The organism is Sphaerothrix gracilis Ecp01 (assembly GCF_030405905.1).
In the GTDB taxonomy this organism is placed as follows: Bacteria; Cyanobacteriota; Cyanobacteriia; order Phormidesmidales; family Phormidesmidaceae; genus Sphaerothrix; species Sphaerothrix gracilis.
Genome location: NZ_JASATW010000017.1, coordinates 14,320 through 38,017, shown reverse-complemented (window position 1 = coordinate 38,017; position 23,698 = coordinate 14,320). Strand labels below are relative to the sequence as shown.

Annotated in this window: 18 protein-coding genes and 2 pseudogenes; 11 read left to right on the top strand and 9 right to left on the bottom strand. The window is 53.0% G+C overall.

What is annotated here, in order from left to right; genetic code table 11:
• Positions 1–55: 55 nt before the first annotated feature.
• The 6 genes from QJQ48_RS18360 to QJQ48_RS18335 all read right to left on the bottom strand — a co-directional run bounded on the left by QJQ48_RS18360 (position 56) and on the right by QJQ48_RS18335 (position 9,588).
• Positions 56–499 carry a response regulator gene (locus tag QJQ48_RS18360; protein ID WP_346292701.1) on the bottom strand — a complete coding sequence of 148 codons (444 nt, stop codon included), beginning with the start codon at positions 497–499 and terminating at the stop codon, positions 56–58.
• A gap of 122 nt (positions 500–621) precedes the next feature.
• On the bottom strand, positions 622–2,652 hold the full coding sequence (locus QJQ48_RS18355) for a response regulator (RefSeq protein ID WP_346292700.1): 2,031 nt from the start codon (positions 2,650–2,652) through the stop codon (positions 622–624).
• Entirely contained in the window at positions 2,624–5,413 is a 2,790-nt protein-coding gene (locus tag QJQ48_RS18350; protein ID WP_346292699.1) for a hybrid sensor histidine kinase/response regulator, read from the bottom strand. The genes QJQ48_RS18355 and QJQ48_RS18350 overlap by 29 nt, the downstream gene beginning before the upstream one ends.
• Before the next feature lie 10 nt (positions 5,414–5,423).
• Entirely contained in the window at positions 5,424–7,847 is a 2,424-nt protein-coding gene (locus QJQ48_RS18345; RefSeq protein WP_346292698.1) for a PAS domain S-box protein, read from the bottom strand.
• A 124-nt stretch (positions 7,848–7,971) separates the two neighbouring features.
• Complete coding sequence (locus QJQ48_RS18340; RefSeq protein ID WP_346292697.1) at positions 7,972–9,174, bottom strand: App1 family protein phosphatidate phosphatase; 1,203 nt, start codon at positions 9,172–9,174, stop codon at positions 7,972–7,974.
• 168 nt (positions 9,175–9,342) lie between these two features.
• Positions 9,343–9,588: a hypothetical protein gene (locus tag QJQ48_RS18335; protein WP_346292696.1), complete on the bottom strand. Its 246-nt coding sequence runs from the start codon at positions 9,586–9,588 to the stop codon at positions 9,343–9,345.
• Positions 9,589–10,063: 475 nt separating this feature from the next.
• Between QJQ48_RS18335 and QJQ48_RS18330 the strand changes: the two are divergent.
• The 10 genes and pseudogenes from QJQ48_RS18330 to QJQ48_RS18285 all read left to right on the top strand — a co-directional run bounded on the left by QJQ48_RS18330 (position 10,064) and on the right by QJQ48_RS18285 (position 21,181).
• A pseudogene (locus tag QJQ48_RS18330) lies at positions 10,064–10,333 on the top strand (hypothetical protein).
• Positions 10,321–10,544 (top strand): annotated as a pseudogene (locus tag QJQ48_RS18325) (hypothetical protein). Before QJQ48_RS18330 ends, QJQ48_RS18325 begins: the two co-directional pseudogenes overlap by 13 nt.
• 377 nt (positions 10,545–10,921) lie before the next feature.
• Entirely contained in the window at positions 10,922–11,587 is a 666-nt protein-coding gene (locus tag QJQ48_RS18320; protein ID WP_346292695.1) for a nitroreductase family protein, read from the top strand.
• 81 nt (positions 11,588–11,668) lie between these two features.
• On the top strand, positions 11,669–12,193 hold the full coding sequence (locus tag QJQ48_RS18315) for a MarR family transcriptional regulator (protein WP_346292694.1): 525 nt from the start codon (positions 11,669–11,671) through the stop codon (positions 12,191–12,193).
• A 205-nt stretch (positions 12,194–12,398) separates the two neighbouring features.
• Positions 12,399–13,799 carry an efflux RND transporter periplasmic adaptor subunit gene (locus QJQ48_RS18310; RefSeq protein ID WP_346292693.1) on the top strand — a complete coding sequence of 467 codons (1,401 nt, stop codon included), beginning with the start codon at positions 12,399–12,401 and terminating at the stop codon, positions 13,797–13,799.
• 41 nt (positions 13,800–13,840) lie between these two features.
• The gene (locus QJQ48_RS18305) at positions 13,841–17,017 is read left to right on the top strand and encodes an efflux RND transporter permease subunit (RefSeq protein WP_346292692.1); all 3,177 of its coding nucleotides are present in this window, start codon (positions 13,841–13,843) and stop codon (positions 17,015–17,017) included.
• A 287-nt stretch (positions 17,018–17,304) separates the two neighbouring features.
• The gene (locus QJQ48_RS18300; RefSeq protein ID WP_346292691.1) at positions 17,305–19,041 is read left to right on the top strand and encodes a potassium channel family protein; all 1,737 of its coding nucleotides are present in this window, start codon (positions 17,305–17,307) and stop codon (positions 19,039–19,041) included.
• A 692-nt stretch (positions 19,042–19,733) separates the two neighbouring features.
• Positions 19,734–20,378: a CDP-alcohol phosphatidyltransferase family protein gene (locus QJQ48_RS18295; RefSeq protein ID WP_346292690.1), complete on the top strand. Its 645-nt coding sequence runs from the start codon at positions 19,734–19,736 to the stop codon at positions 20,376–20,378.
• A gap of 181 nt (positions 20,379–20,559) precedes the next feature.
• A complete protein-coding gene (locus QJQ48_RS18290) occupies positions 20,560–20,805 on the top strand; it encodes an AbrB/MazE/SpoVT family DNA-binding domain-containing protein (RefSeq protein WP_346292689.1) in 246 nt (81 codons plus the stop codon).
• The gene (locus tag QJQ48_RS18285; protein WP_346292688.1) at positions 20,792–21,181 is read left to right on the top strand and encodes a type II toxin-antitoxin system VapC family toxin; all 390 of its coding nucleotides are present in this window, start codon (positions 20,792–20,794) and stop codon (positions 21,179–21,181) included. The genes QJQ48_RS18290 and QJQ48_RS18285 overlap by 14 nt, the downstream gene beginning before the upstream one ends.
• Positions 21,182–21,299: 118 nt before the next feature.
• Here QJQ48_RS18285 and mdh read toward each other — a convergent pair whose 3' ends face one another.
• Together mdh and ndhO are read right to left on the bottom strand one after the other, a co-directional pair.
• Positions 21,300–22,256, bottom strand: coding sequence for a malate dehydrogenase (gene mdh / locus QJQ48_RS18280; protein WP_346292687.1), 957 nt, complete (start codon positions 22,254–22,256; stop codon positions 21,300–21,302).
• Positions 22,257–22,360: 104 nt separating this feature from the next.
• Positions 22,361–22,582, bottom strand: coding sequence for an NAD(P)H-quinone oxidoreductase subunit O (gene ndhO / locus QJQ48_RS18275; RefSeq protein ID WP_346292686.1), 222 nt, complete (start codon positions 22,580–22,582; stop codon positions 22,361–22,363).
• A 77-nt stretch (positions 22,583–22,659) separates the two neighbouring features.
• Between ndhO and pdeM the strand changes: the two genes are divergently transcribed.
• Positions 22,660–23,349 carry a ligase-associated DNA damage response endonuclease PdeM gene (gene pdeM, locus QJQ48_RS18270; protein ID WP_346292685.1) on the top strand — a complete coding sequence of 230 codons (690 nt, stop codon included), beginning with the start codon at positions 22,660–22,662 and terminating at the stop codon, positions 23,347–23,349.
• Positions 23,350–23,412: 63 nt separating this feature from the next.
• Here the strand turns inward: pdeM and QJQ48_RS18265 are convergent, their stop codons facing one another.
• Positions 23,413–23,550 (bottom strand): hypothetical protein, encoded by a 138-nt coding sequence (locus tag QJQ48_RS18265; RefSeq protein ID WP_346292684.1) that lies wholly within the window; start codon positions 23,548–23,550, stop codon positions 23,413–23,415.
• Between the last annotated feature and the right edge of the window lie 148 nt (positions 23,551–23,698).

Genomic DNA, 23,698 nt, shown 5'->3' with positions numbered 1-23,698 from the left:
TAAGGTAGTCACGTAAAATTTTAAGAAGCTAATTTTTTCTATTATCGATTTAACTTTATTGCTCCCAATTGGGTATCTGATTTAACATCATCCAGTAAAATCCAACCTGGCGGGCAATATTGACAAACTGATTAAAGTCTAACGGTTTAACGATATAGCTATTGACGCCTAGCTGATAACAAGCCGTTAGATCTTGATCTTCTGCCGATGAGGTCATGACAACGACGACTAAGTGCCGGGTACGAGCATGATTGCGAATGGCTTCTAAAACCTGAATACCGTTTATTTTGGGCAATTTTAAGTCTAATAAGACTAAACGAGGTAAGGGATTGAGCGGAACGCCTGCTGTTTCAGCTAGCAAATACTGCAGCGCTTGTTCTCCGTCCTCAACCACTTCTATTTGATTGACAAAGTTATATTCATTTAGAGCGAGCTGAATCAGTTCAACATCATTGGGATCATCTTCAACCAGTAAAATTTTTGTAGGCTCGGCATTCACATTTATCGACTCCTTAACTCTCAGTATTATGGCATCGCCAAATTGGCGAAGCAAAATTCCCAGATCAAAAATAGAAAGCTATAGACCAAGTTAATAGAATAAGGCTCAAAAAATGTTTTGTTTTATAGCTGCAACTGATAAGGTTCGATTAATTTAAAGTAAAAAGTGGCCCCTTCATCTGGCTGGCTGGTGGCCCAAACGCTGCCGCCATGACGATGAATAATGCGCTGCACAATGGATAGGCCGATGCCGGTGCCCTCAAACTGCTGCCGTGAATGCAGTCGCTGAAAAGCGCCAAAGAGCTGGTCGGCATAGTCCATCGAAAAGCCAACCCCATTGTCTCGCACAAAAATGGTGCTGTCCGGCAAACTGCCAACTTCAATTTTGGCCGGTCGGCGATCGCGACTAAACTTGATTGCATTGCTGAGCAGGTTGGTAAACACCTGCTGCAGCAGGGCCGTATCGCCCATAATGGCAGGGAGATTGCCAATTTGCAGATCAATGGTTGACGCCTCAAACTCTGCCAGTACGACATCAATTACGCTTTGCACCAGCGGCTGTAGTTCAACGGTGTTGAGGACAAGTTCTTGGCGGCCAATCCGGGAAAGCTTTAGCAGCCCTTCGATGAGCTGTTCCATTCTGGAGCTGCTGGCTTCAATCACCTGCAGGTAGTGGGCTGACTTTGAATCTGCTAAAGAGTCTCCCTGTTCTAGCTGTCGGCGGAGGGCCGTCACAAACCCTTGGATGTGCCGCAGCGGGGCGCGTAAATCGTGAGAAACAGAGTAGGAAAAGGACTTTAGCTCCTGATTAGCGGCTTCTAGCTGGACTGTGCGCTGGCTGACGCGTGCTTCTAGATCTGCGTTGAGCTGGCGAATCTCAGCTTCGGCCAGTTTGAGACTGCTAATATCGCGCATGATGGTGGAAAAGTACTCAATGTCGCCCGTTTCAGACTTGTGGGCAATAATCATTTGAGAAACCGGCAGTTCATTGCCGTCTGCTTGCCGCACGGCTGTCTCCCCAACCCAGATGCCATGATGGCTGGCAGTTGGGATGCCTTGTCGTTCAACAATGTCTAAAGCCCATTGAGGATGGTAGTCAGGGATTTTTTTCTGGGAAACATCGGCATCCGCAGCTAGACCGAGCAAATGTTTAGCCTGAGTATTACTCCAAAGTGCTTGCCCTTGAGGATTGGCAATGCCGATGTAGTCTGTGGAGGCTTCTAGAATCGTAATTAAGCGATCGCGGTCTTGCTCAGCCAGCTTTTGCTCAGTCACGTCAACGGCCATCGAAATGACGCTATACCGCCCATCGGGGAGCTGTCCTAGATTGGCGGAGCTGAAGTACCAGATACGCTGTTCTCCCGTGCGAGTGGTCAGCGTAAACTCGCCTTCATCGGCTGTGCCGCGCTGGTGATACAGGCGGTTGATATGCGCTCTGACAGCGGCTTCGTCACCCCTATAAGCCCTTTCAATCCAGGCGCTGATAGTCGGTATCTCCTGCGGACTGTAGCCGGTCAGCTCTGTCCAGGTTTGATTAATCTCTAGAATCTCCCCGTCTTCGGCATGAATGATAATTGGAAAGGGGGCATATAGGACAGCGCGGCGGAAGCGTTCTTCACTTTGGCGTAGGGCTTGTTCGGTCTTCCGTCGCTGGTTTATCTCCGCCTGTAGCTGCCGGTTAGAGGCAGAAAGCTGCTCTGTCCGCTGCAAAACTCTGGCTTCTAGCTCAGCATTGAGCTGACAAATCTCGGCCTGGGCCGCCTGAATGATGAGCTGATTTTGAATACGAGCTAGCACTTCTTCGGTCTGGAAGGGCTTGGTGATGTAGTCAACCCCGCCTGCGGCAAACGCTTTCACCTTGTCTAAGGTATCGTCCAGGGCGCTAAGAAAAATAACGGGGATCTTGCGAGTCTGCTGCCTTGATTTGAGGGCCTGACAAACCTGATAGCCGTCTAAATCTGGCATCCGAATATCCAGCAAAATGACATCGGGCTGAGCTGATTCTGCCGCTCGCAGCGCCATCGCTCCGCTCAAGACGCCCCGGACTTCATAGCCGTGTTTGGTCAAAACTCGGTCCAAAACCCTGAGGTTCTCTGGAATGTCATCAACAATTAAGATTCTGCCTTTAACAGCTTGATTCAGTGGAATATTCATCTAATTGCTCAATTAAATCAATAATTTTGTCCCAACAGAAGCCGCTAACCCAGTCGAGCAGGACTTTTTTCAAGGTGGCAGCAGCAGGTGGAATTTGCTCAATTAACTGCATCATCTGGGAACGATTGGCCTGCTCGGCGGCAACATAGACTTGTCGAATCCAGGATCTTGGCATTTGACGGAGAATCTGAGGCGATATCGGAGCAACAGGCTGGCCGGCTGAACTAAGCAGAGTTTTGGTTTCATAGACATACTGCACCCCTAAATGCTGGGCGATCGCGCCAAAAATTTCGTTTATCTGGATGGGCTTACAAATGAGATCGTCACAGCCAGCCGCCTGCACAACGGTACGCTCTTGCTGAAAGACACTGGCGGTCAGGGCAATAATAATGGGCTTGGAGGGGTAGGCTGCTTGCTGCTGCCGAATCTGCCGGGTCGCTTCATAACCGTCCATTACCGGCATTCGCATATCCATCCAGATCAAATGGGGTTGCCAAGCTTGCCATTGATAGATCGCCTCTTGCCCGTTCTCGGCTTCGCGCACCTCAAAGCCGACTGAAATCAACAGGCGAGTCAAAAGCTGTCGGTTGGTGACCCGGTCGTCAACAACAAGCAGGCGACAGGGGGACTGATCTGCTGCCAAGCCAATTACGCGGCGCACGGCAGTAGCCGTCGGCACCGCCATCGCGTTTCCGGGCTGTACCGCAATGGTCAGGCGAAAAGTGGAGCCTTGACCGAGGCGGCTCCTCACTATGACATCTCCTCCCATCAGCCGGGCAAGCCGGCGGCTAATCGCTAGTCCTAGGCCGGTTCCTTCTTCTGCTAAACGACCACTTTCGGTTTGCACAAAAGCCTGAAAGAGATGGCCTATCTCGGATTCAGCAATGCCAATGCCGGTATCTTCTATCTCAAACTGCAGGTTGAGTAAAGCCTGAGAACGCGAGGATGGAGGCGGCTCTAGCTGGCTCACCCGCAGGATCACGCTTCCCTGCTCGGTAAATTTGATAGCGTTGTTGATGAGATTCATCAAAATTTGACGCAGCTTTTGGGCATCCGTTTTGATGAACTGAGGCACAGCCGTGGAGCAGACAAAGATAAACTGCAGCCCTTTAGCCTGTGCTGGCAGCCGCAAAATATCTTCTAAGGCATTAAGTAAGGCATAGAGGTCAAAATGGCCTTGATTTAAAGTGATGTGGCCCGACTCGATTTTTGACACTTCCAGCACGTCATTGATCAGCTCTAGCAGATGTTTGGCGCTGTGGCTGATGACGCTAACTTCTTCGGCGGCAGTCAACAAAGCTGGATTGTGGGAGAGCAGTTCGGTAAACCCCAGGATGGCATTGAGCGGCGTTCGTAGCTCATGGCTCATATTGGCTAGGAACTCGCTTTTGGCGAGATTGGCGCGATCGGCGGCCTCCTTAGCCGTCTGCAGTTCGGCGGTGCGTTCGTGGACCCGCTCTTCTAAATTTTCAAAGGCGGTCTGTAACTGCGCCGACATCTGGTTGAAGGCTCGCGCCAAGGTTTCCAGGTCGGAGATTCCTCTGACCTGAACCGACTGGCTGAGCTGGCCTGCCGCGATCGCTTCAGCCGCCTGCACCAGGTTAGAAATGGGCGTCGTGATCCAGCGGGAAGTCAGCAGGCTGAGCAGCACCGCAATCGACAGCGCCAAGGCACACAGCACAATTGTGTGACGGGTGTTGGCGTTGACCTGTCCCATAAAGTCGGCCTCAGGGACTACCACCACGATGAGCCAGTCAATGCCGTTGGTAACTGCAAGGGGGGTAACTTGCAGAAAATGTCGCTCTCCATCAAGCCAAAACTCCAGCTTCTGCGGCTGTTGGATGGCCTGTAAGCTATCAAACTGCTGGCCGAGATAAGTACTGGCGGCTCGAATCAGAGGCGTAGCGCTGGCTGTCGCTAACAAACGGCCCACGGTCCCATTTTGCAGCGAGAACGGGTTTTGACCATCGGAACTGCCTACCATTTCCCCGGTGCGCTCAATGATAAAGGTTTGCCCAGACGCGCTGATATCTAAGCTATTGAGCAGCTGACTAACCTGGTCAAGATTGAGAATTATGCTGGCAACCCCGATCAAATTTTGATTTTGATCGTAGATGGGACGAGAGGCATTGATGGCTAGGGTATGGTCTGCTGAACGGCTAACAGAAGAATAGATAGGCGTCCAGACCGGACTTGCCGCCGCGATCGCAGTTTGATACCAGGGGCGATCGCGAGCATCCACGTTTTGCGCAGCTATCTGCGTATTTAAGACAGTACGCTGCACGTCTACCTGGTGACTCACGAGGTCATAGCCGGTACCGGCACCCGCATATTCAACAAAGTAGGTATCTTGTTGGTCATGGGTCTGACGAAACAGACCGATCAAAGAACCATTGGGCCTACCAAAGCCGATGCCTCTGAGATTGTCAAATGTCTGCAAATAGTCCCAAAACAGCGCTTCAACAGAGCGAATATTTTGCAAATCGAAAGACTCTCGCTGCAGCGCTTTGGCCGTCAAACGGTTGACGGTTGTAGCCGTAGACAAAATATCGCGGACTTCGTGATCAATGCGGTAAGTGACCTCATCGCGTAGCTGATCGGCCACATCATTGACAGCCTGTTGGCCGTTGCGAATCGATAGCCATCCGGTCAGGCCGACAGCAACTCCCAACTGCAGCACAAAAGGCACAACTAAAATTAGGCGGAGCGGAGCTTTGCGAATCAATTGAGGCTGACTTAACAAAGCTGATAGCGCTTTCATAATAGATTCTTCAGTGCGGTGGAATTGGCCTCTGTAAGGTGAAATAGAAAGTAGCGCCTTGCCCTGATTGACTCTCAGCCCAGATAGTGCCGCCGTGGCGATGGATAATCCGCTGGACGATCGCTAGGCCAATACCAGTGCCCTCAAATTCTCGCTGAGAATGTAGGCGCTGAAATGGGCCAAAAAGCTGATCGGCATAAGCCATCTCAAACCCAACACCATTATCGCGGACGAAAAGAGTATCGTCGGCTAGGCTATCTACAATGATTCGGGGCGCAGGTACAGAGCGGCTAAACTTCAGGGCGTTATTGATCAGATTGCTGAAAACCTGCTGCAGCAAGACGGCATCGCCTCTGACGATAGGTAAGTCTCCTAGCACAAACTCGGCCCTGGCGGCAGCGGGGCGATCGCTGCTGAGCAGATCAATAGCCTGCTGCACTAGCTGCCGGGTGTTGACCAACTCATAGGTTAGCTGTCGGCGGCCCACGCGCGACAAGGTCAGTAAGCCATCGATCAGGCGGCCCAGCTTGAGACTGCTCTCATCAATGACTTTGAGATAGTGAGCGACTTTAGGATTGGCAATAACGCTATGGGGCTCTAGCTGCTGCCGCAGCGCATTGGCAAAGCCATGAATATGGCGCAGCGGGGCGCGCAGGTCGTGGGACACCGAATAGGAAAACGACTCTAGTTCTTGAACTGTTGCCTTGAGCTGAGCTGTCTGCTCGGCTAAAAGCTGGCGCGTTTGCACCAGGGTCGTCACATCCGTCAGGCTGCCCACATAGCCGACGACCTGACCGGACGCATCTTTTTCCGGCTGGGCCTGACAGTAAACCCATTTGAGGCTGCCATCCGGCATTTGCAGACAGCTTTCTACATAGTGGTGGGAGCCTTCCTCAATAATTGCTTCCCATTCACTGACAAGGCGATCGCGCCAGTTCGGGTGAACGCAGGTTAGCCAGCGATCCCCCAGTCCTTCTGCTAAAGTGAGTCCCGTAATTTCGCTCCAGCGCTCGTTGGCATAGATCAGGCTGCCGTTCACATCGTTGCGAAAGATGCCCACTGGCGCTGACTTTGCTAAAGCGGCATAGCGACGTTCACTTTCACGCAGAGCCGTTTCGGCTCGCTTGCGATCGCTAATATCAACGTGACAGCCAATCATGCGCAGCGGATTGCCCGCTTCGTCCCACTCAATCACCTTGCCTGAACACATGACCCATACCGTCGAGCCGTCTTTGTGGCGATAGCGCACTTCGTTGTAGTAGGGAATCTGGCCGTGACTCTGAACGTGCTGTTCAAAACAGACTAGAACTTTAGCCAAATCTTCTGGAAAAATCAGCGCCTGCCAGGTGTCAGGCGTGTTAGCCAGCTCGTGATCGGCGTAGCCAAACATGTGCTTGAATCCAGGACTGAGATACTCCTGATTGCCTGGAATATCCCAGTCCCAATAGCCCGCTAAAATCACATCTAAGATTTGCTCTAGCAGAGTCAGTTCTTGCCGAACCTGCTCTGCCTGCAGCCGCTCTGTTTCGGCCTGTTTGCGATCGGTGATTTCAGTAAAGTAAATAGTCAAGCCATTAGCATCTGGGTAAATTCGATTTTCAAACCAGCGATCCCAGGGTTCGTAATACTCTTCTAGATAGACTGTCGTTTGCTGTTCCACCGCTCGGTGATACGCCTGATAGAAAGGCTGTCCGACGCCGTCGGGAAACTCTGTCCAGATATGCTTGCCAATCAGCTCGGCTGCCGGACGCCCCAGCAGTTTGCCCGCATTGTCGTTGACATAGACATAGCGCCACTCCGTATCTAAGGCCACGATGCCATCATGCATACGCTCGAAGACGCTGGTGAGCAAGTCTTTGGCCTTAGTAGCCTCTATGCGAGCAGCAATTACGTCATTCAGCAGCGGAAAAAGCGACTGCGGCTGTATCTGGGGCTCGGTCTGACGGCAATCGCTCCTGTTTGGGACAGGGCCAGCCTGCCCCTGCTGTAAGGCATTTTCTGCCTGCCGATGGGCCTCAAAAGCTTTTCGCAGCGCTGTGTTCTGCTGCTCGAAGTGTTGATTCAGGTGCCGTAGCTTTAGCTGCGTGCCAACTTTGGCGGCGATTTCTTCTGCCTGAAAGGGTCTGATGAGATAATCTGCCGCGCCGCTAATTAAACCGTCTTTGCGCTGGGCCAGCTCGCCGACATCAATGACAAAAATAACGGGTATGTCCCGGACTGCGGCAGCGGTCTGCAGATGATGGCAGAATTGAGCAACGGCAGTTTGGGCCATGCTCAGCAGCAGTAGGTCAGGCTGTAGCGTCCTGACTTGCTGGAGAGTGCTGTCATCGTAAGTAATGCTTGAGCAGTCCCAGGCTGACGCTTGCAGAATGGCGAACAAGTCCTGCAGCTCATTCGCTCCGTCACTGATGACTAGAAGCTTGCTAGTTTCCATGACACTGACTGCACTATGTGTTGAGTCTAGAAGCGAGTTGAGGCTCAGGCACGTCACGAATTGAATCAAGTGACAGCCGCAAATCGGAAATACTGAAAAAATCGTGGCTTACTTTATCATAAGGCTAAGCTGAATTAATCGAATCAGGGCGATCGCCCGTCTCTTCCTGCAGCGCCGTCAGCGCCGCCTGAGAAATCCAGGTCTGCTGGGCGGCATGGTTCGCTGCTACTGCCGTAGAGGACATAAGCACGAGTTCGCTGCCCTGCTGGGCCACCTCAGCCGCAATCGCCTCTAAAACCTGTCGCCGCTTTTGATCAGCCGGATTGACCTCCCGAATGTAAATGCAGAGAATGCGCCCCGGATAGTCTTGCACCAGCCGCGCATAGATCTCGGCATCCTGCTGGCCGCTATCGCCTACTAGGATAAATGGCAGGTCACTGTAGAGCTGCAAAATTGGCTCGATTTGCTGGCGTTTGTGCTTTTCGTGGCTGAAGGACAGTATGTTATCGAGGGCCAGCTCAATGTCGTGCAGAAAAACCGGGCCGGGGGGCAGGCCGTGAATGGCAATGAAGCGCTCAAACACGTCATACATATTCCAGGGGCTGCTGGAGACGTAAAAAATGGGGTTGCCCCGCTCGCCGCGATCGCCCGACTCTAGGGCCTGATACAGCCTGGCCATGCCGGGTAAGGGGATGCGGGTGTAGGCGTTGCCCAAGTAGGCCATCTGCACCATGCGAAAAAAGTTGTCGCCGCCCGTATTGACCACCGTGTCGTCCACGTCGCTGATCAGACCAAACTGGGCTGTAGCGCCGGGGATGCGGGCCGGGGCGATCGCGGTGACGCGCTCTTGTTTAGGCGGCTCTGGCTCTAATAGCTCTAGCTCCGCCGTATACCAGAGGCGATCGCGCTCTAGCGGCTGCGCCAGCTCGACAACGGTGTGAAAATAGCCTTCGGCATCGGTTTCAAATTCTTGGGTGCGATCGCCAAACGTGAGCCGCAGCTTTGCCCCCGGAATTTCGTCACTCTCAAAGCGACGGTACATATTCAGCAGATTCTTCCAGATGGGCGCTGCGCTAGTGCCGTGATCGATTTTTTCATCTTGCAGCACCCGGCCCATAAAGTGGAGCTGCTGGGGGGTGCCATAGCCCATGTAGGTCATGATCTGCAGCGGCTCTTCCAGATTCAGCGCTTTGAGGACTTGCTTCTTGGCGCGATCAAAGAGGCGGTTGAGCTGACCCGTCCAGTCAGACACGGTGCGTGCCCAAGAGGGTGCGGCCAGCGGCAGGAAAATGCTCAGCTTGAGCAAATCACGACGATTCAAAAACATAACAATCTGCGGCGATCGCAGCGGGCTATTTTCTCAAGGTAGCACTGATAGCAGTAGGGGCGCAGAGTCATGGGTTAAAGCTGGAGCAGATGAGGGCAGATCCCAGAGATTTCAGCGTTGGGATGAAATTCTCTCATCTAATGACTAAATCCCTGGGATTTGGCGGCACTATTCGGCTATAGGCGTCTTGATTAGCACGCACACGACTTCGCTGGGGTTGCTTGTCCGCTGCGGTTCGCTCCAGGCGGTGGCTTCAGCATAGCCTTTGATGTGCATCAGGTGAATGTCGAGCTTGACGGCTTCGGCGTCACCGATGAGCACATGGCGCACTCGCTTACGCTTGGGGGCGGGTTGAGGTGCGGGCGTAGCCGAAACTGTGGACGCTGCGGCGTCCGAGTGAGATTCTTGAAACATGATGTTCTGTTTCCTGTTTTTGGGTTTGCAATGAACCCCACCGCCACGATGTCCGCTCTAAGTAGAGAGGATGGAGGTGGTTGAGGAAAACAGAACACGAAAACCCCAGCACACCGCGCGAGATACAAATCCGGTGGCTAGGGTAAACTGACCACTAGCCCGTAATCTGGACGCATCAGGTTGCGGGTCAGGTGTCTGTTAGTGGTTACGACACTAGCAGGCACCGCCGAAGGTCTTCGAGTTCTGCGGTTAACTCGCCGTCGAAACGGCTTAATGTTTGAGGATACGCATATAGGCGAGCGGCGTCAAGCATAGATGACTATAGATGGGCGATCGCCTTTATTCTTACTACACCCGCATCGATTTTAGAATTTAGATAAAAACTGGTGCTTCAAGCAGACAAGTTGCGTACTTCCAAATAGCTTTTCAAGACAAGCCTGACTGATTGTTCATATCTCCACATGCGAGTAGCGATATGTCCTTAAATGAACTGCTTCCTAATGTTGCTCAGTTGTCACACCAAGACAAGTTACGCCTGATTCATTTTCTTCTGCTTGTAGTCGCTAAAGAGGAAGGCTATGAACTACAAACATCTGAGATTTAGACTCAAGAAGATTTATTACTAGAACAGTTAGAAGCTACTGAAGCGGTTGTGTGGTCACTTCATAATGCTTATGGAGCCGCTCAAACTCCCTCAGACCTTCTAGAGACAGCAAGGCAAGAGGGCAATGCTTGTTCAGTGTAATGCCTTATTTGGCAATAACACTGAGCTACAGAGATCGCTCTCTGGAGCTAATGGCTTTGCTAGACACTGGTGCAAGCGTCAACGTTCTGTCTTATGAGGTTGGAGAGAAGTCCCATTGATTTTGGGTTACATGAATTTCTTTGCAGACTTTGACGTGTGTTTCTATCGCGCTGATCTTGCTTTCGAGTTGTGTCTGAGAGCAAAACAGTAGGCCCATAGCTAGCCGCCCAACACTGCGTGACAGCGAACGGACGAAAACCACTGGTGCTGAGTTTGATGTTGCTTGCCGCCGCTTATCTTGATCGTTAACTAGCTTTTTACAGAGTTTTTGGGCTCGTTCTTTGAAATTATTTGTAAGTTTGAAAATACTCAGAAAATTGTTTGTTGTGGCAACTGTTCAAGACGATTTGTGGTGTTATTAAAGCAAAAGATGGCGTTTGCCCCGTTTGGCATCACACCCCATCTAGCAATATCACCAACCTCGGACTTGAGAGGGATGCTGCTGCGCTAAAAGCTCCATTAATTTCAAAGGTGATTTGGTAAACCCCAGATAAGGTTACGGTTGCTAACCCTCAAGGACAGAACTTCATGACATTTGCACCTGCAACTCCTCTGCTAGATACGGCTCAGGCAATTCTGCAGCGCCGATCGATCAAGAGCTTTAAGCCCGATCCGATCGCACCGGAAATGCTGCAAAAATTGTTAGAACTTACTGTAGCCGCTCCCAGCAGCTGGAATCTGCAAGACTGGCGCATCGTACTTGTGCAAAGCGACGAGCAAAAAGCAGCTCTCTCGGAAGCGGCTTGGGGGCAAGAGCAGATTGTGCAGGCTCCCGTCACCTTCGTTTTTGCGGCGGCTCCCTATGCCTGGAAAGACGAGGCCCAGATGGAAAAAATCTATCAGGAAGCCCTAGATCGCGGCGCTTGGCCCCCCAAGGCGGTGGAGCGGTTTAAGAGCGTGATTCCTGAGTTTCAGGAAAATCTGGGCGATCGCAACCGCGAATATGCCATCAAAGACGCTATGATTGCGGCGACCCATATGGCGCTAGCCGCAGAAGCAATGGGGCTTTCAAGCTGCTTCATGAACGGCTGGGCAGAGGATCAGGTTAAAGAAGTTATTGGGGCTGGAGACAATTTAGCGATCGCCGTTCTGCTGCCCATTGGTTACAAAGCAGAGCCACGCAAAAATCCGGGTCGATTGCCCCTGTCAAATAATGTATTTGTCGATCAAATCGGCAATGCGTATCCGGGATAGCTGACAGGCTAGAGAGGTCTGCCGCTCTATAATTAGACGAACTGTAGATGTGTTCCAGATTGCATTGACTGCGGCAGACCTTTGTTAACCCTAAAAGACCTTCCTAAGTACGAAGCGTTGCTGACTCTGGCTCAGCGCTACCCCGAACTCAATATCACCTCGGTAGAAACCTGTCTTACCTTTCTGCGTACGGCTACTGATGTCTATGGCGTATTGGATGTTCATTTTGATCAGTACGACCTATCAATGGGCAAATTCACCCTGCTGATGCTGTTGGTTCACGCTGAGAAAGAATGGCTGACGCCCTCAGAATGCGCAGAACGGGCTGGCGTCACGCGGGGAACGGTGACAGGACTACTAGATGGACTAGAGCGAGAAGGCTGGATTCAGCGCTGCCCCTGCCCTGAAGATCGACGGCGGCTGTATGTGTCACTGACGACCGCGGGCGAACAGCGCCTCGACCAGATTTTGCCGCGTCACTTTGCCCTGATTGCCCAAATGCTGTCGGAACTGACAACGGCTGAGATGAAGCTGCTGCAGTCTCTGTTGCAGAAGCTACGGCGAGGAGCGCAAAAGTTACCTCAGGCGGCTGAGCTAGAGCCTTGAGCGGCTCAATACCTTCCCGGTATTTTCTCAATAGCTGAATAAGTTGGCAAAAACTGCTCCTCCGCTGATAATTCTTGCTACCCTATTTCATAGAACTTAATAAGGTGCCATACTATACGGCTATTAACTGATTTTTAGCTCATTTAATTTTTAGCTCATTTCCGGCACAGCAGCGTTTCAGGTCTTCATCACAATTTGGTTGCTCATGGCATCTCCTAAGCTTCAGCCCCCCAATTCCGTTGCCACTTCAGAAGCGCTTCCCCCCTCTTCTGACTCAAATCGCTGGTCCTCAAAAGCGCTGTGGGGATTGGCTGGGGCCTTGGTGATTTTAGGCGGTGGGTTCCTGCTCTGGCGGGTGTTCTCGCCTAAGGGGCCGCCAGCTGGGGCACAGATGCCCCAGGGGGTGCCTGTCAAGTTAGAGGCAGTGCAGCAGGGCACCCTGCGGGATAGCTCAGAGTTTATCGGCAGTCTAGACGCCCAGGCAGGGGTGGCGCTACAGCCAGAAGTGTCGGGCCGAATCACCCAGATTTATGTGTCTGCGGGCGATCGCGTGGCGGCAGGTGCCCCCATTTTGCAGCTCAGCCCCGATCGCACCCAGGCCGAACTCAGCGCTGCGCTAGCCAATGCCAATGCCGCTCGCGCGGCCCGCGATACCAGCCGCTCTCAGCTCAATTCGCTGTTGGCCAGACGCACCGAAGTCGAGGCCGAAGCTGAATTGCAGGAAGAAGAGTATCGCCGCACGGCCTATCTGGTTGAACGGGGGGCGCAGTCAGAGCAGGATCTAGACATTGCTAGCCGCGATCGCGAAGCCGCTCGCGCCAGCCTGCGCGCTGCTGAACAAGAAATTGCGGCGGCGCGTTCCAGCCTTGATCAGGCAGAGGCCGCTTACCAACAGACTCAGGCGAACGCCGCTGCCGTCCGCGAAGATTTGCAAGATCGCACGGTCAGCGCCCCGACTGCTGGCATTGTGGCCGATATTCCCGTAGAGCTAGGGGACTATGTGGGTCCTGGCACCGTGCTAACCACCATTGTGCAAAACAGCACCCTAGAGCTAGAGCTTTCCATTCCGATTGACCAAGCCGATCAGCTAGAACTGGGCTTGCCCGTTGAACTGCTGAGCGGCGACGGCGAAGCACCCCTGGCTACCGGCAGCATCACCTTTATTTCGCCCAAAGCAGACGCCAACTCACAGACCATCTTAGCCAAGGCCCGCTTTGAAAATACCTCTGGCCGTTTGCAAGACGATCAGCGCGTCAATGCCCGCATCATCTGGGATCGACGCCCCGGTATTTTAGTCCCTACCAGTGCGATCGCGCGTCTGGGCGGCCAAACCTTTGTTTACCAGGTCGCCACTGCAGATCCCGCCGAGCAGCCTACCGGACAGGGGCAGCCGCAGCCTGCCGCTGAAGCTGAAGGGCCGCAGCAGGTAGCCCGCCTGCAGCCTGTCACCCTGGGAGATATTCAAGGCAATAGCTATCAGGTGTTAGACGGCCTCAGCGCTGGAGAAACTATTGTGGTTTCTGGCGTTATCAATCTGCAAGATGGTGCTCCCATCATGCCCCAGTCCGAAGCGCCTGCCGAGCAGTCAGCCCCTCAGTCGCCTTAAGCATTCCGCTCCGGTTCGTGTAGTCTTCGCCTGTAACGACTATGTTTGTCGAATATTTTATTAAGCGTCCGGTTTTTGCTACGGTTTGTGCCCTGATTCTGCTGCTGGTAGGCGCTATCAGCATTCCGACGCTGCCGATCGCCCAGTATCCCGACATTAGCCCCACCCAGATCAGCGTTCAGGCCAACTATATCGGGGCCGATGCCGTCACTGTTGAGCGCGGCGTTACCACGCTGCTAGAGCGGGAAATCAACGGTGTGGAGGGGATGCGCTATATGTCCTCTTCCAGCAGTAACAACGGCATTAGCAATATCACCATCACTTTTGACTCTTCCCGCGACAAAGACATTGCCGCTGTTGACGTGCAAAACCGGGTGTCTCTTGCAGAGCCACAGCTACCGGAGCCGGTCAGGCAGACGGGCGTTTCCGTGACCAAAGAAACCAGCAATATCCTGCTGGCGATGAGTCTCTACACGGAGAATGACGAATACGACAATATTTTTCTCAGCAACTACGCCGATCTTTACATTGTGGATGCTCTGAGGCGCGTCCCCGGCGTTGGCAATGTCGTCATTTTTGGTGAACGTACCTATGCCATGCGGCTGTGGCTAGATCCGCAAAAGCTCGCCAGCCGCAACCTGGTAGCTCAGGATGTAGTCAACGCCCTGCAAGAGCAAAATATTCAGGTGGGCGCCGGCCAAATTGGTCAGCCACCGGCCCCTTCTGATCAGCAGTTTCAGATTGACCTGAGGGCGGTTAGCCGTCTGGAGGATGTGTCTGAGTTTGAGGAGCTGGTGCTGCGGTCTGATGAGAATGGGGGGCTGATCAAGCTGAAGGACGTAGGCTATGCCGAACTGGGGGCGGAAAACTACAGCACGTTTCTGCGCTTTCGCGGCAAAGATGCCGTGGGTTTGGGTATTTTTCAGCTGCCGGGCAGCAACGCCCTGGATGTGGCCAGAGGCGTCAAGGCCGAGATGGAAAACCTGTCTGACGCCTTTCCGCCGGGGATGGAGTACGGCATCGGCTTTGACACCACCGAGTTTGTAGAGCAGTCTCTCTCCAGCGTGATTTGGACGCTGGTGCAGGCGGTGGCGCTGGTGGTGCTGGTGATCTACATCTTTTTGCAGGACTGGCGGACGACGGTGATTCCGGCGGTGACGATTCCGGTTTCGCTGATTGGTACCTTTGCCATCATTAAAATCTTTGGCTTTTCAATCAATAGCCTGACGCTGTTCGGCCTGACCTTGGCTACCGGGATGGTGGTCGATGACGCCATTGTGGTGGTAGAAGATATTGCCCGCAAGATTCAGGATGACGGCATGAAGCCGACGCGGGCGGCAATCGTGGCGATGCAGGAGCTGTCGGGCGCGGTGATTGCCACCTCGCTGGTGCTGATGGCGGTGTTTGTGCCGGTGGCTTTTTTCCCTGGCACTACTGGCGCGCTTTACCGGCAGTTCGCCTTAACCATCGCCTTTGCGATTGTGCTCTCGACCTTCAATGCCCTGACGCTGACGCCGACCCTAGCGGGGCTGCTGCTGCGATCGCGGCCTGAGCGTACTGGCTGGCTGGGCCGCGCCTTTCGCGTTTTTAACAATGGCTTAGACTGGCTGCGCGATCGCTATCGCTCGTCTCTAGATGCCCTCAATGCCGTCAAGCCTCTAGTTCTAGCCGCTTTTGTGTTTCTGCTGGTGATGACAGGCTGGCTCTACCGCACTGTGCCCTCGGCTTTCTTGCCCGATGAAGATCAGGGCTATTTTATTACCCTGATTCAGGGGCCAGAAGGAGTATCGCTGAACTACACCAGCGACGTGATGAGCCGGGTGGAGGAGGAACTGCTGGCCCAAGATGGAGTCCGGGCAACGTTTGCCGTGGGCGGTTTTAGCTTCAGCGGCAACACGGCCAATAACGGCGTTATTTTCACCACCCTGATTCCCTGGCAAGAGCGAAATATCCGAGTGCAAGATCTGATTGGACAGCTTCAGGGTCAGTTTAGCACCATCACTGAGGCCCGCGTCTTTCCGGTCAATCCGCCACCAATTCAGGGTTTAGGCAACTTTGGCGGCTTTGAGTTTCAGCTCCAAGATCGACTGGGCAACCTCAGTATTTCTCAACTGGTTGAGATAATGGGGCAGCTCTTGGGGACGGCTAACCAGCAGCCCTCGATTCAGCAGGCTTTTAGCACCTATGCGGCCAGTACCCCTCAAATTCTAATTGAGGTGGATCGCAACCGGGCCAAGTCACTGCAGGTAGACGTAGACGATATTTTTGCTACGCTGCAAACCTATTTGGGTTCGCGCTATGTCAATGATTTTATCCAGGGACAGCGGACTTACCGGGTCTACGTCCAGGCTGACCAGCAGTTCCGCTCTAACCCGGAGGATATTTCTCAGCTTTATGTGCGATCGCAGACGGACGAGATGATCCCGATGGGCAACCTGGTCACACTAACCGAAACCACGGGGGCTCAAACCATCAACCACTACAACCTCTATCGTTCCATTGCCATCAACGGCAGCGCCGCCCCTGGCGAAAGCTCCGGCGCGGCGATTCAGGCGATGGAGCAGGCAGCGGCCCAGGCGCTCCCGCCCAGCGCGGGCTATCAGTGGTCGGGCATTTCCCTCGAAGAAATCCAGTCAGGCAACCAGGCCCCGATTATCTTCGGTCTGGGCTTGGTTTTTGTCTTCTTAGTGCTGGCCGCCCAGTACGAGAGCTATATCGACCCGGTGATCATTCTCTTCGCGGTGCCGCTGGCGGTACTGGGGGCACTGACGGCCCAGTGGGTGCGGGGCTATCCCAATGATGTCTACTGCCAGATTGGTCTGGTAATGCTGATTGGCCTTGCCAGCAAAAACTCAATCCTGATTGTGGAGTTAGCCAACCAGCTTCGAGATCAGGGCTTCCCCATTGTCAAAGCGGCGTTCGAGTCCGCTAAGCAGCGGATGCGCCCGATTTTGATGACGGCGATTTCTACTTTGAGCAGTATTTTCCCGCTGGCGATCGCTTCGGGTGCAGGTGCCGCGAGTCGGCGATCGCTGGGAAATGCGGTGTTTGGCGGCATGTTTGTAGCGACGTTTCTCAGCCTGTTTGTCGTGCCAATTCTCTACATTGTGGTGAAGCAGCTCAGCGATCGCTATTTGTTCAATAACGACGATGACTCGGACGACGGTTCGGCTGAGGCTACCGAGACGGAGCGAGTTCCGGTGGCCTCTCAGTCTTAGCCGAGTTGGTTCTAAACAATTTCTGGACTGACTGAGTCAATTCTCTAGCGCGATCGCTATATTTTGCAGCTCCTAGCCAGAATGGCAGCGCAATGGCAGGAGAGAAATTACCGTGAGGGCATGGCAGCAGTAGACAATTACGATTTGCTAAAGACTGAGGCTGTAAGTGCTCTGCTTTACAGTCCTAGAGCCGTTAGCCAAAGACAATAGAAAGCTAACTTCAATCCTGAATTTATTCGCGATTGCTTTGAATCGATTCGCCGCCCGCCTTAGTTGCCATTAAATGCATGAAACCGCAAATTATTGTCTGTGGTTTAGGTCGAACCGGCTACCGCATCTTTTCCCTGCTCAAACAGCAGGGGGCTTACGTGGTTGGCATTCACTATCATCCCTTAGCTAACGAGGAAGGGCAAGTTGTCGTGGGAGACATGCGGTCAGCCACGACCCTAATCAGTGCGGGCATCCGGGAAGCTCATACCTTGCTGCTCGCCAACTCTGATGACACGCTAAATTTGGCAATTTTGACCCAGGCTCGACTGCTGAATCCGCGTATTCACATCATCAATCGCTTGTTCAACGCCAGTTTGGGCGATCGCTTAGACAGCACCCTGCCGCACCACGTCAGCATGAGCGTCGCTTCCCTGGCAGCTCCTCTGTTTGCCTTTGCGGCTCTGGGCAACCGGGCCATTGGGCAGATTCGTCTAATGGATCGGACCTGGCCGATTCATGAAGAGTATATTGACGAAGAGCATCCCTGGAACGGGCGCAAGATGCGGGAACTGTGGGAAAATCGCTCCCGCATGTTGATCTATTACTTGCCCAAAAATCAGTCGATCGACCTGGTTTCTGCCGTGGCCGAAAACAGAGCGCTGCAAACGGGCGATCGCCTGATTGTGGCGACTAAGCCCAGCCTGCGCAAGCGCCGGATTAACCTGATTCAAAGATTTCAGCGGTTTTTGGTCAGCTTTAGTCATTTTCGGCGGCAGAGCCGGGTGACGTTGCTGGTGCTGTTGACCCTGCTCACCACCATTTTTGCCGCCACGCTGACCTATATCAGCGTTAACCTCAACACCTCATTTATCGACGCCCTCTATTTTTCCGTGGGTATGATTACCGGGGCAGGCGGCCTGGAGCAGGTCGCCGAAACCTCTTCCGGCCTGATCAAGGTCTTTACGGCGTTCATGATGCTGGTGGGGGCGGGGGTGATCGGCATTTGCTATGCTCTGCTGAATGACTATGTGCTGGGTGCTCGCTTCCAGCAGGTACTCAATGCGGCGCGTTTGCCCCAGCGACATCACTATGTAGTGTGTGGCTTGGGGGGAGTCGGTTTTCAGATTGTCAGTCAGCTCAAGGCGCTGCATCAGGATGTGGTGGTGCTAGAGCGCGACCCCAACAATCGCTTTATCAACGCGGCGCGATCGCTAAAGATTCCCGTCGTGATTGGGGATGCCAGCGTGGCCGCGACGCTGTCGATGGTGAACGTGGAGCAGGCTGCGGCGCTGCTAGCCGTCACCAGCGATGACACCGTCAATCTAGAAATTGCCCTCACCACCAAAAGTCTGGCGCCGCGCCTGGCCGTTGTCGTGCGCAATCAGGACCCAGAGTTTGCCCAGCAGGTACAGCAGGTGTTTGAGTTCGAGCGGGTGATGAGTCCGACGGATCTGGCGGCTCCGGCCTTTGCGGCTGCGGCTTTGGGCGGGCGGATTTTGGGCAACGGCATGACGGCCAATAGTCTGTGGGTGGCGATCGCTACTCTGATTACGCCGGGGCATCCTTTCTGCGGTAAATCTATTCGGGAAGCCGCCACCACGGCAGATTTTGTGCCGCTCTACGTTGAGTCTCGCCAGGGAACGGTGCATGGCCTGTCTTTGCTGGAATACGGCCTGCAGGAAAATGACGTGCTTTATCTCACTATGCCAGCCAACCGCATAGAACAGCTTTGGCGTACCTCGCTACCGCTGATGCCCAGATGTGACTCTGATCACCGAAAAGATAGTTTTAGGTCACAGCTTTTTGCCACCTAAAGCACAGCTTTCTCAGCTAGAAATCACGTCTTTCTTAAAAGGCTATCACACAGCCTAATTGTAGAATTTGTTAGCTTAAGAATATAAGCTCAACTGCTTGACTTCAAGCTAAAACTTATGCAATCCAACGATACAGTTTTTAAAATTTTTGCTGAATCTGGTATTTCCGTTGCCGGTTTCCTGCTGCTAGTTATTATTTTGGTCTGAAGCTTCGCCGTTGCAGAGGTTGTTTAGCTTCAAGCCTCTCGCCTGTATGACATCCCGCTAAGCGGCGTTAACCCTTTGTACGTAAGAAGGTCTGATTGTTTGTAGGAGGCATTTCGACTCCGCTCAATGCTCGATCCATTGCTGAGCAGAGGGTTGAGCAAAGTCGAGTTTGCTGTAGGCGATTGAGTCTGATTATCTATAAGATGCATTTCGACTCCGCTTAGTGCTCGGCCATTGCTAGGCAGAGGGTTGAGCGAAGTCGAAACCCGGCAATCTAAGTTGGACTCGATTTAGCCTTCCCAATTAGACGAGTGGTATCTAGCCAGTACGAGCAGTAGCTATAGTTTCTAAACTGACGTTTATAGGTAGGCGGAGACGGTCTTGAAAGCGTCATAGGCGATCGCTTTTCTGTTGATTCTAATGACAGGCTGTTAACTGCGCGAGCGTTACAATCGCGGTTTAACCTGTCAAAGAAGTCACTCAAAATGAAAGCTCTACCTGAAAATTTAGCGCCTCAATCGGTTCTGAAAACTATTCCCAACCTCCTCATTATTTTTCGGTTTTTTGCTGCCTTTGTGCTGTTAAAAATGGCTTGGGACGGTCATGTAGACGGCAGCTTTACTGTTATTTTCATCCTGGCCGTTATTTCTGACATTATCGACGGTATGATTGCCCGTCGCTTTGGCGGTGTCACGGCTTGGCTTCGAGAAGCGGATAGCCGGGCTGATTTATGTCTTTACATCTGCGTTGCTCTTAGTTTGTGGCGGGTTTATCCCCAAATTTGGCTAGCGTTTGAGCTGCCTTTGCTGGCTTTGATTGGCTCCCAGATTTTGCACTGGCTGGCGAGTTTGCTCAAGTATGGCCGCTTGGCTAGCTATCACAGCTATTCGGCTAAGTTTTGGGGACTGACGCTGGCGATCGCCACGGTAGCCCTCTTTGGCTTTGGTTACGCAGGCTGGACGCTGGGGCTGGCAATTGTCACCGGCATTCTGCACAACCTGGAAGAGATTGTGATGACGCTGCTGTTGCCAGAGTGGAGCTATGACGTTGTCAGTTTGCAAAAGGCTTGGCAACTGCGATCGCAACAGCTCACCACGGTCAAAGCACAGGTGAAAACGCCGATAGCCTAATCTGCAAAGGTTTTAAGTCTAAGACTGCGTAGGCGATCGCTACCGCTTCATTCGTCGTCTGGTTCAAGAACACTTCACCAACTTGGACATTCAGAAACGATAGCGCCAGTGCAACCTGCTGCAAAGCCCAATCGACCGACACAACTAAAATAGAAGCAAGTCCTCTTCAACCTTGGCCACTATGCTCAGCACCACCGTCACCGATACCGGCCAAATCACCCTGCCTGACGCAATTCGGCAGCATCTCAAGCTCACCAGTGGTAGCCGAGTTGAGTTCGTCATTGACGAAGACGGCCAGGTCAAGATCTTTCCCCTCAACGTCCCGGTAGAAACTCTATCTGGCATACTGCATCGGCCCAACATCCAGCCCGCCACCCTCGCAGACATGGATGCTGCCATCGCTGAGAGAGCCAATGATTGGGCTTGATACCAACATTCTGGTGCGCTACCTCACCCGCGATAACGAGCAGCAATGGCGACAAGCTGCCGACCTGATTCAGCAAAACCAACCTTGCTTCATTGCCAATATTGTTCTCTGTGAACTGGTTTGGGTGCTTAGAGGGACTAACTACCGTTTCCGAAAGGAAGAAATTGCAAGCGTTTTAGATGCCATGCTGCATAGCGCTGCGTTTGAATTTGAAGACCGCTCGACGGTTGACCAGGCTCTACAGCGATATAAACAGGGCAAAGCTGATTTTTCTGATTACCTGATTGGGGCAGTATCTCGCCAAGCGGGCTGCGCAGAAACTGTAAGTTTCGATGGCAAATTGAAAGGTGAGAAAGGATTTTGCTGCCTGGAGTAGTGTTGCCCGCTAACACTTGGTGGCAGCGGACAGGCAAAAGTTGCTGTTGCTGCTTTCAGTGTCATCTACCGCCGCTGCCCTTCACGTTAAAAATAATGACTAAAGCAAAAAATAATGACTAAAGCAGTTGCGCCATCGTTTCCTGAGTTCGCTGCTTCACAAAGTCTCCCGACTTTTGCAAAAGCTGCTGTTCTGACTGGTTCAGACGCAGTTCTAAAATTTCCTCAACGCCCTGCCAGCCCAAGCGACAGGGGACACCGAGATAGAGATCCTTTAAGCCATACTGCCCCTGCAGATAAACCGACGCAGGCAGAATGCGAGACTGGTTGAGTAAGATGGCTTCCACCATTTTGTAAATAGCGGCGGAGGGAGCTGAGTAGGCCCCGCCTTTCTGCAGCAGATCTACCACCTCAGCGCCGCCGTGGCGAGTACGGTGGCAGAGGCGCTCAATTGTCCCCTGATCCAGCAGTTCGGGAATGGGAATGCCGCAGACCGTGGAATACTGGGGCAGCGGTACCATCAGGTCACCGTGTCCGCCCAAGACCATCGCTGACACGTCCTGGGGCGGCACCTTCAGCTCTAGAGAAATAAAGGTTTGAAACCGGGCGGAGTCCAGCACACCGGCCATCCCGACTACCTGCTGCCAGGGCAAGCCCGTGGCCTGCCATACCAGATAGACCATCACGTCCAGCGGATTGGTAACGACGATAAAGCGGGCCTGAGGAGAATGGGCGATCGCCTGTCGGGCCACGTCTAAGACAATTTTGCCGTTCACCTGCAGCAGGTCATCCCGCGACATGCCGGGTTTACGCGGCAGTCCGGCAGTGATGACGACGATATCGGACTCAGCGGTATCAGCGTAGTCGTTAGTGCCCGTGATTTGACGATGATGCCCTACCAGACCGCTGGCTTCCTGCAAATCTAAGGCCAATCCCTGGGGGCGTCCTTCTACTACGTCTAGCAGCACCACGTCTGCTAGGTTTCTCTCAGCTATGCGCTGGGCCAGGGTGCTGCCCACATTGCCCGCGCCCACAATGGTGACGCGGCCAGACCGATAAGCTGAGACAGAATTCATGAGACTAGGCCCCTTGTGTAGCGGCAAAAAGGTGGGGAATACCTCGATCCTAGAAGCTAGATCGTAGGGTTGTCAGGCGCGGTGCTTTTTTCTTAACGCAGCGTCTACTCAAATTCCTCTAGCTGATCTAGGCGTAGCCAAATGTTGGGGGTAGGGGTGTGGCCGAACATGACTAAGGCATAGTCATCTTTGGTATCTAAAATTTCGCCCTTGGTTTCAAACAGATAGGGCGGAAAGCGATCGTCGCTGGCCTGAGCTTCTAAGCTGCCCGCTAGCTTCTCCCGCACCGCTCGCACAATACTGCCTTTTTTTAACTTGCCAGCCATAGATTTCCTTTTCAGCTCACATCCTGTAGCTATTGTACGCTGTTGCTCTATTTCAGCGAATGGGATGAGAGGATATCATGAGTTTTGACAGGCAGAGCGAGATTATGCAGGCGATTGTTTGTGACGGGCTAACCCTTCATCTGCTACCCCAAAAGGCAGTCTACCTGCCAGCATTTGAAGCGCTTTTGGTAGCCGATGTCCATATTGGCAAGTCCGAAACCTTTCAGCACTTTGGCATTCCCATCGCTAGTACGGTTAACCAAACTACGCTGGATTGTCTCAGTCAGCTCTGCGCTCAGTTCAGGCCCAAACAGCTTTTAATTCTGGGGGATTTACTCCACTCACGGCTGTCCCTCGTAGACTCTGCTCTAGGGCCACTGCAGCAGTTTGTGGCGACAGGGGAAGTAGACATCAAGCTGATTGTGGGTAATCACGATCGCGGCCTGGCTGCTAGCTTAGAGTCCTGCGGTATTGCCTGCGTAGCAGAAGTTTTAGAGCTAGGCAGTTTGGTTTTGAGTCATGAACCGCTAGCCCTAGGCGATCGCTTCAATGTTTGCGGTCACGTACATCCCTGCCTGCAGCTCCGCACCCGGTTGGATCGGCTGCGGTTGCCCTGCTTCTTTCTTGACAAGGCGGCTAATCAGCTCATCCTGCCCGCCTTTGGCGAATTCACCGGCGGCTATGAAATGACGCTACAGCCGCAGACGGTAGCCTACGCGATCGCCGAAGAGGCTGTTGTCCCCTTTGCGGGCCGTTCTGCGGCTTGAGATCAAAAACAAAAAGTCCCAAGTAAAACCTGGGACTTTAAGATTGTTCGTGTCAGCTCAGCGCTACTGCTGCTCGTGCTTACGCAAAGCTTCTAGCATTTGCTGGCGGACAGCCCTGGCCCAGCGATTGAAGTTTTCTCGCGGTAGGGGCGTTTCGGGATTGAAGGTGGAGCTGGAGGGATTTTGTCTTGGCGTATTCATAGATCTACAGGTGCGTGCTGGAGTTTGAGTTTGATAAAAGAAGCAAAGACGATTGTGACAGCAAAAAAGAATAACCGTCTCTATCTCTAGTAAGCCCTTTTTTGCTAACTCAGTCGAGTGTGGTCTGCCGAAAAGTTAGGTAATCGAC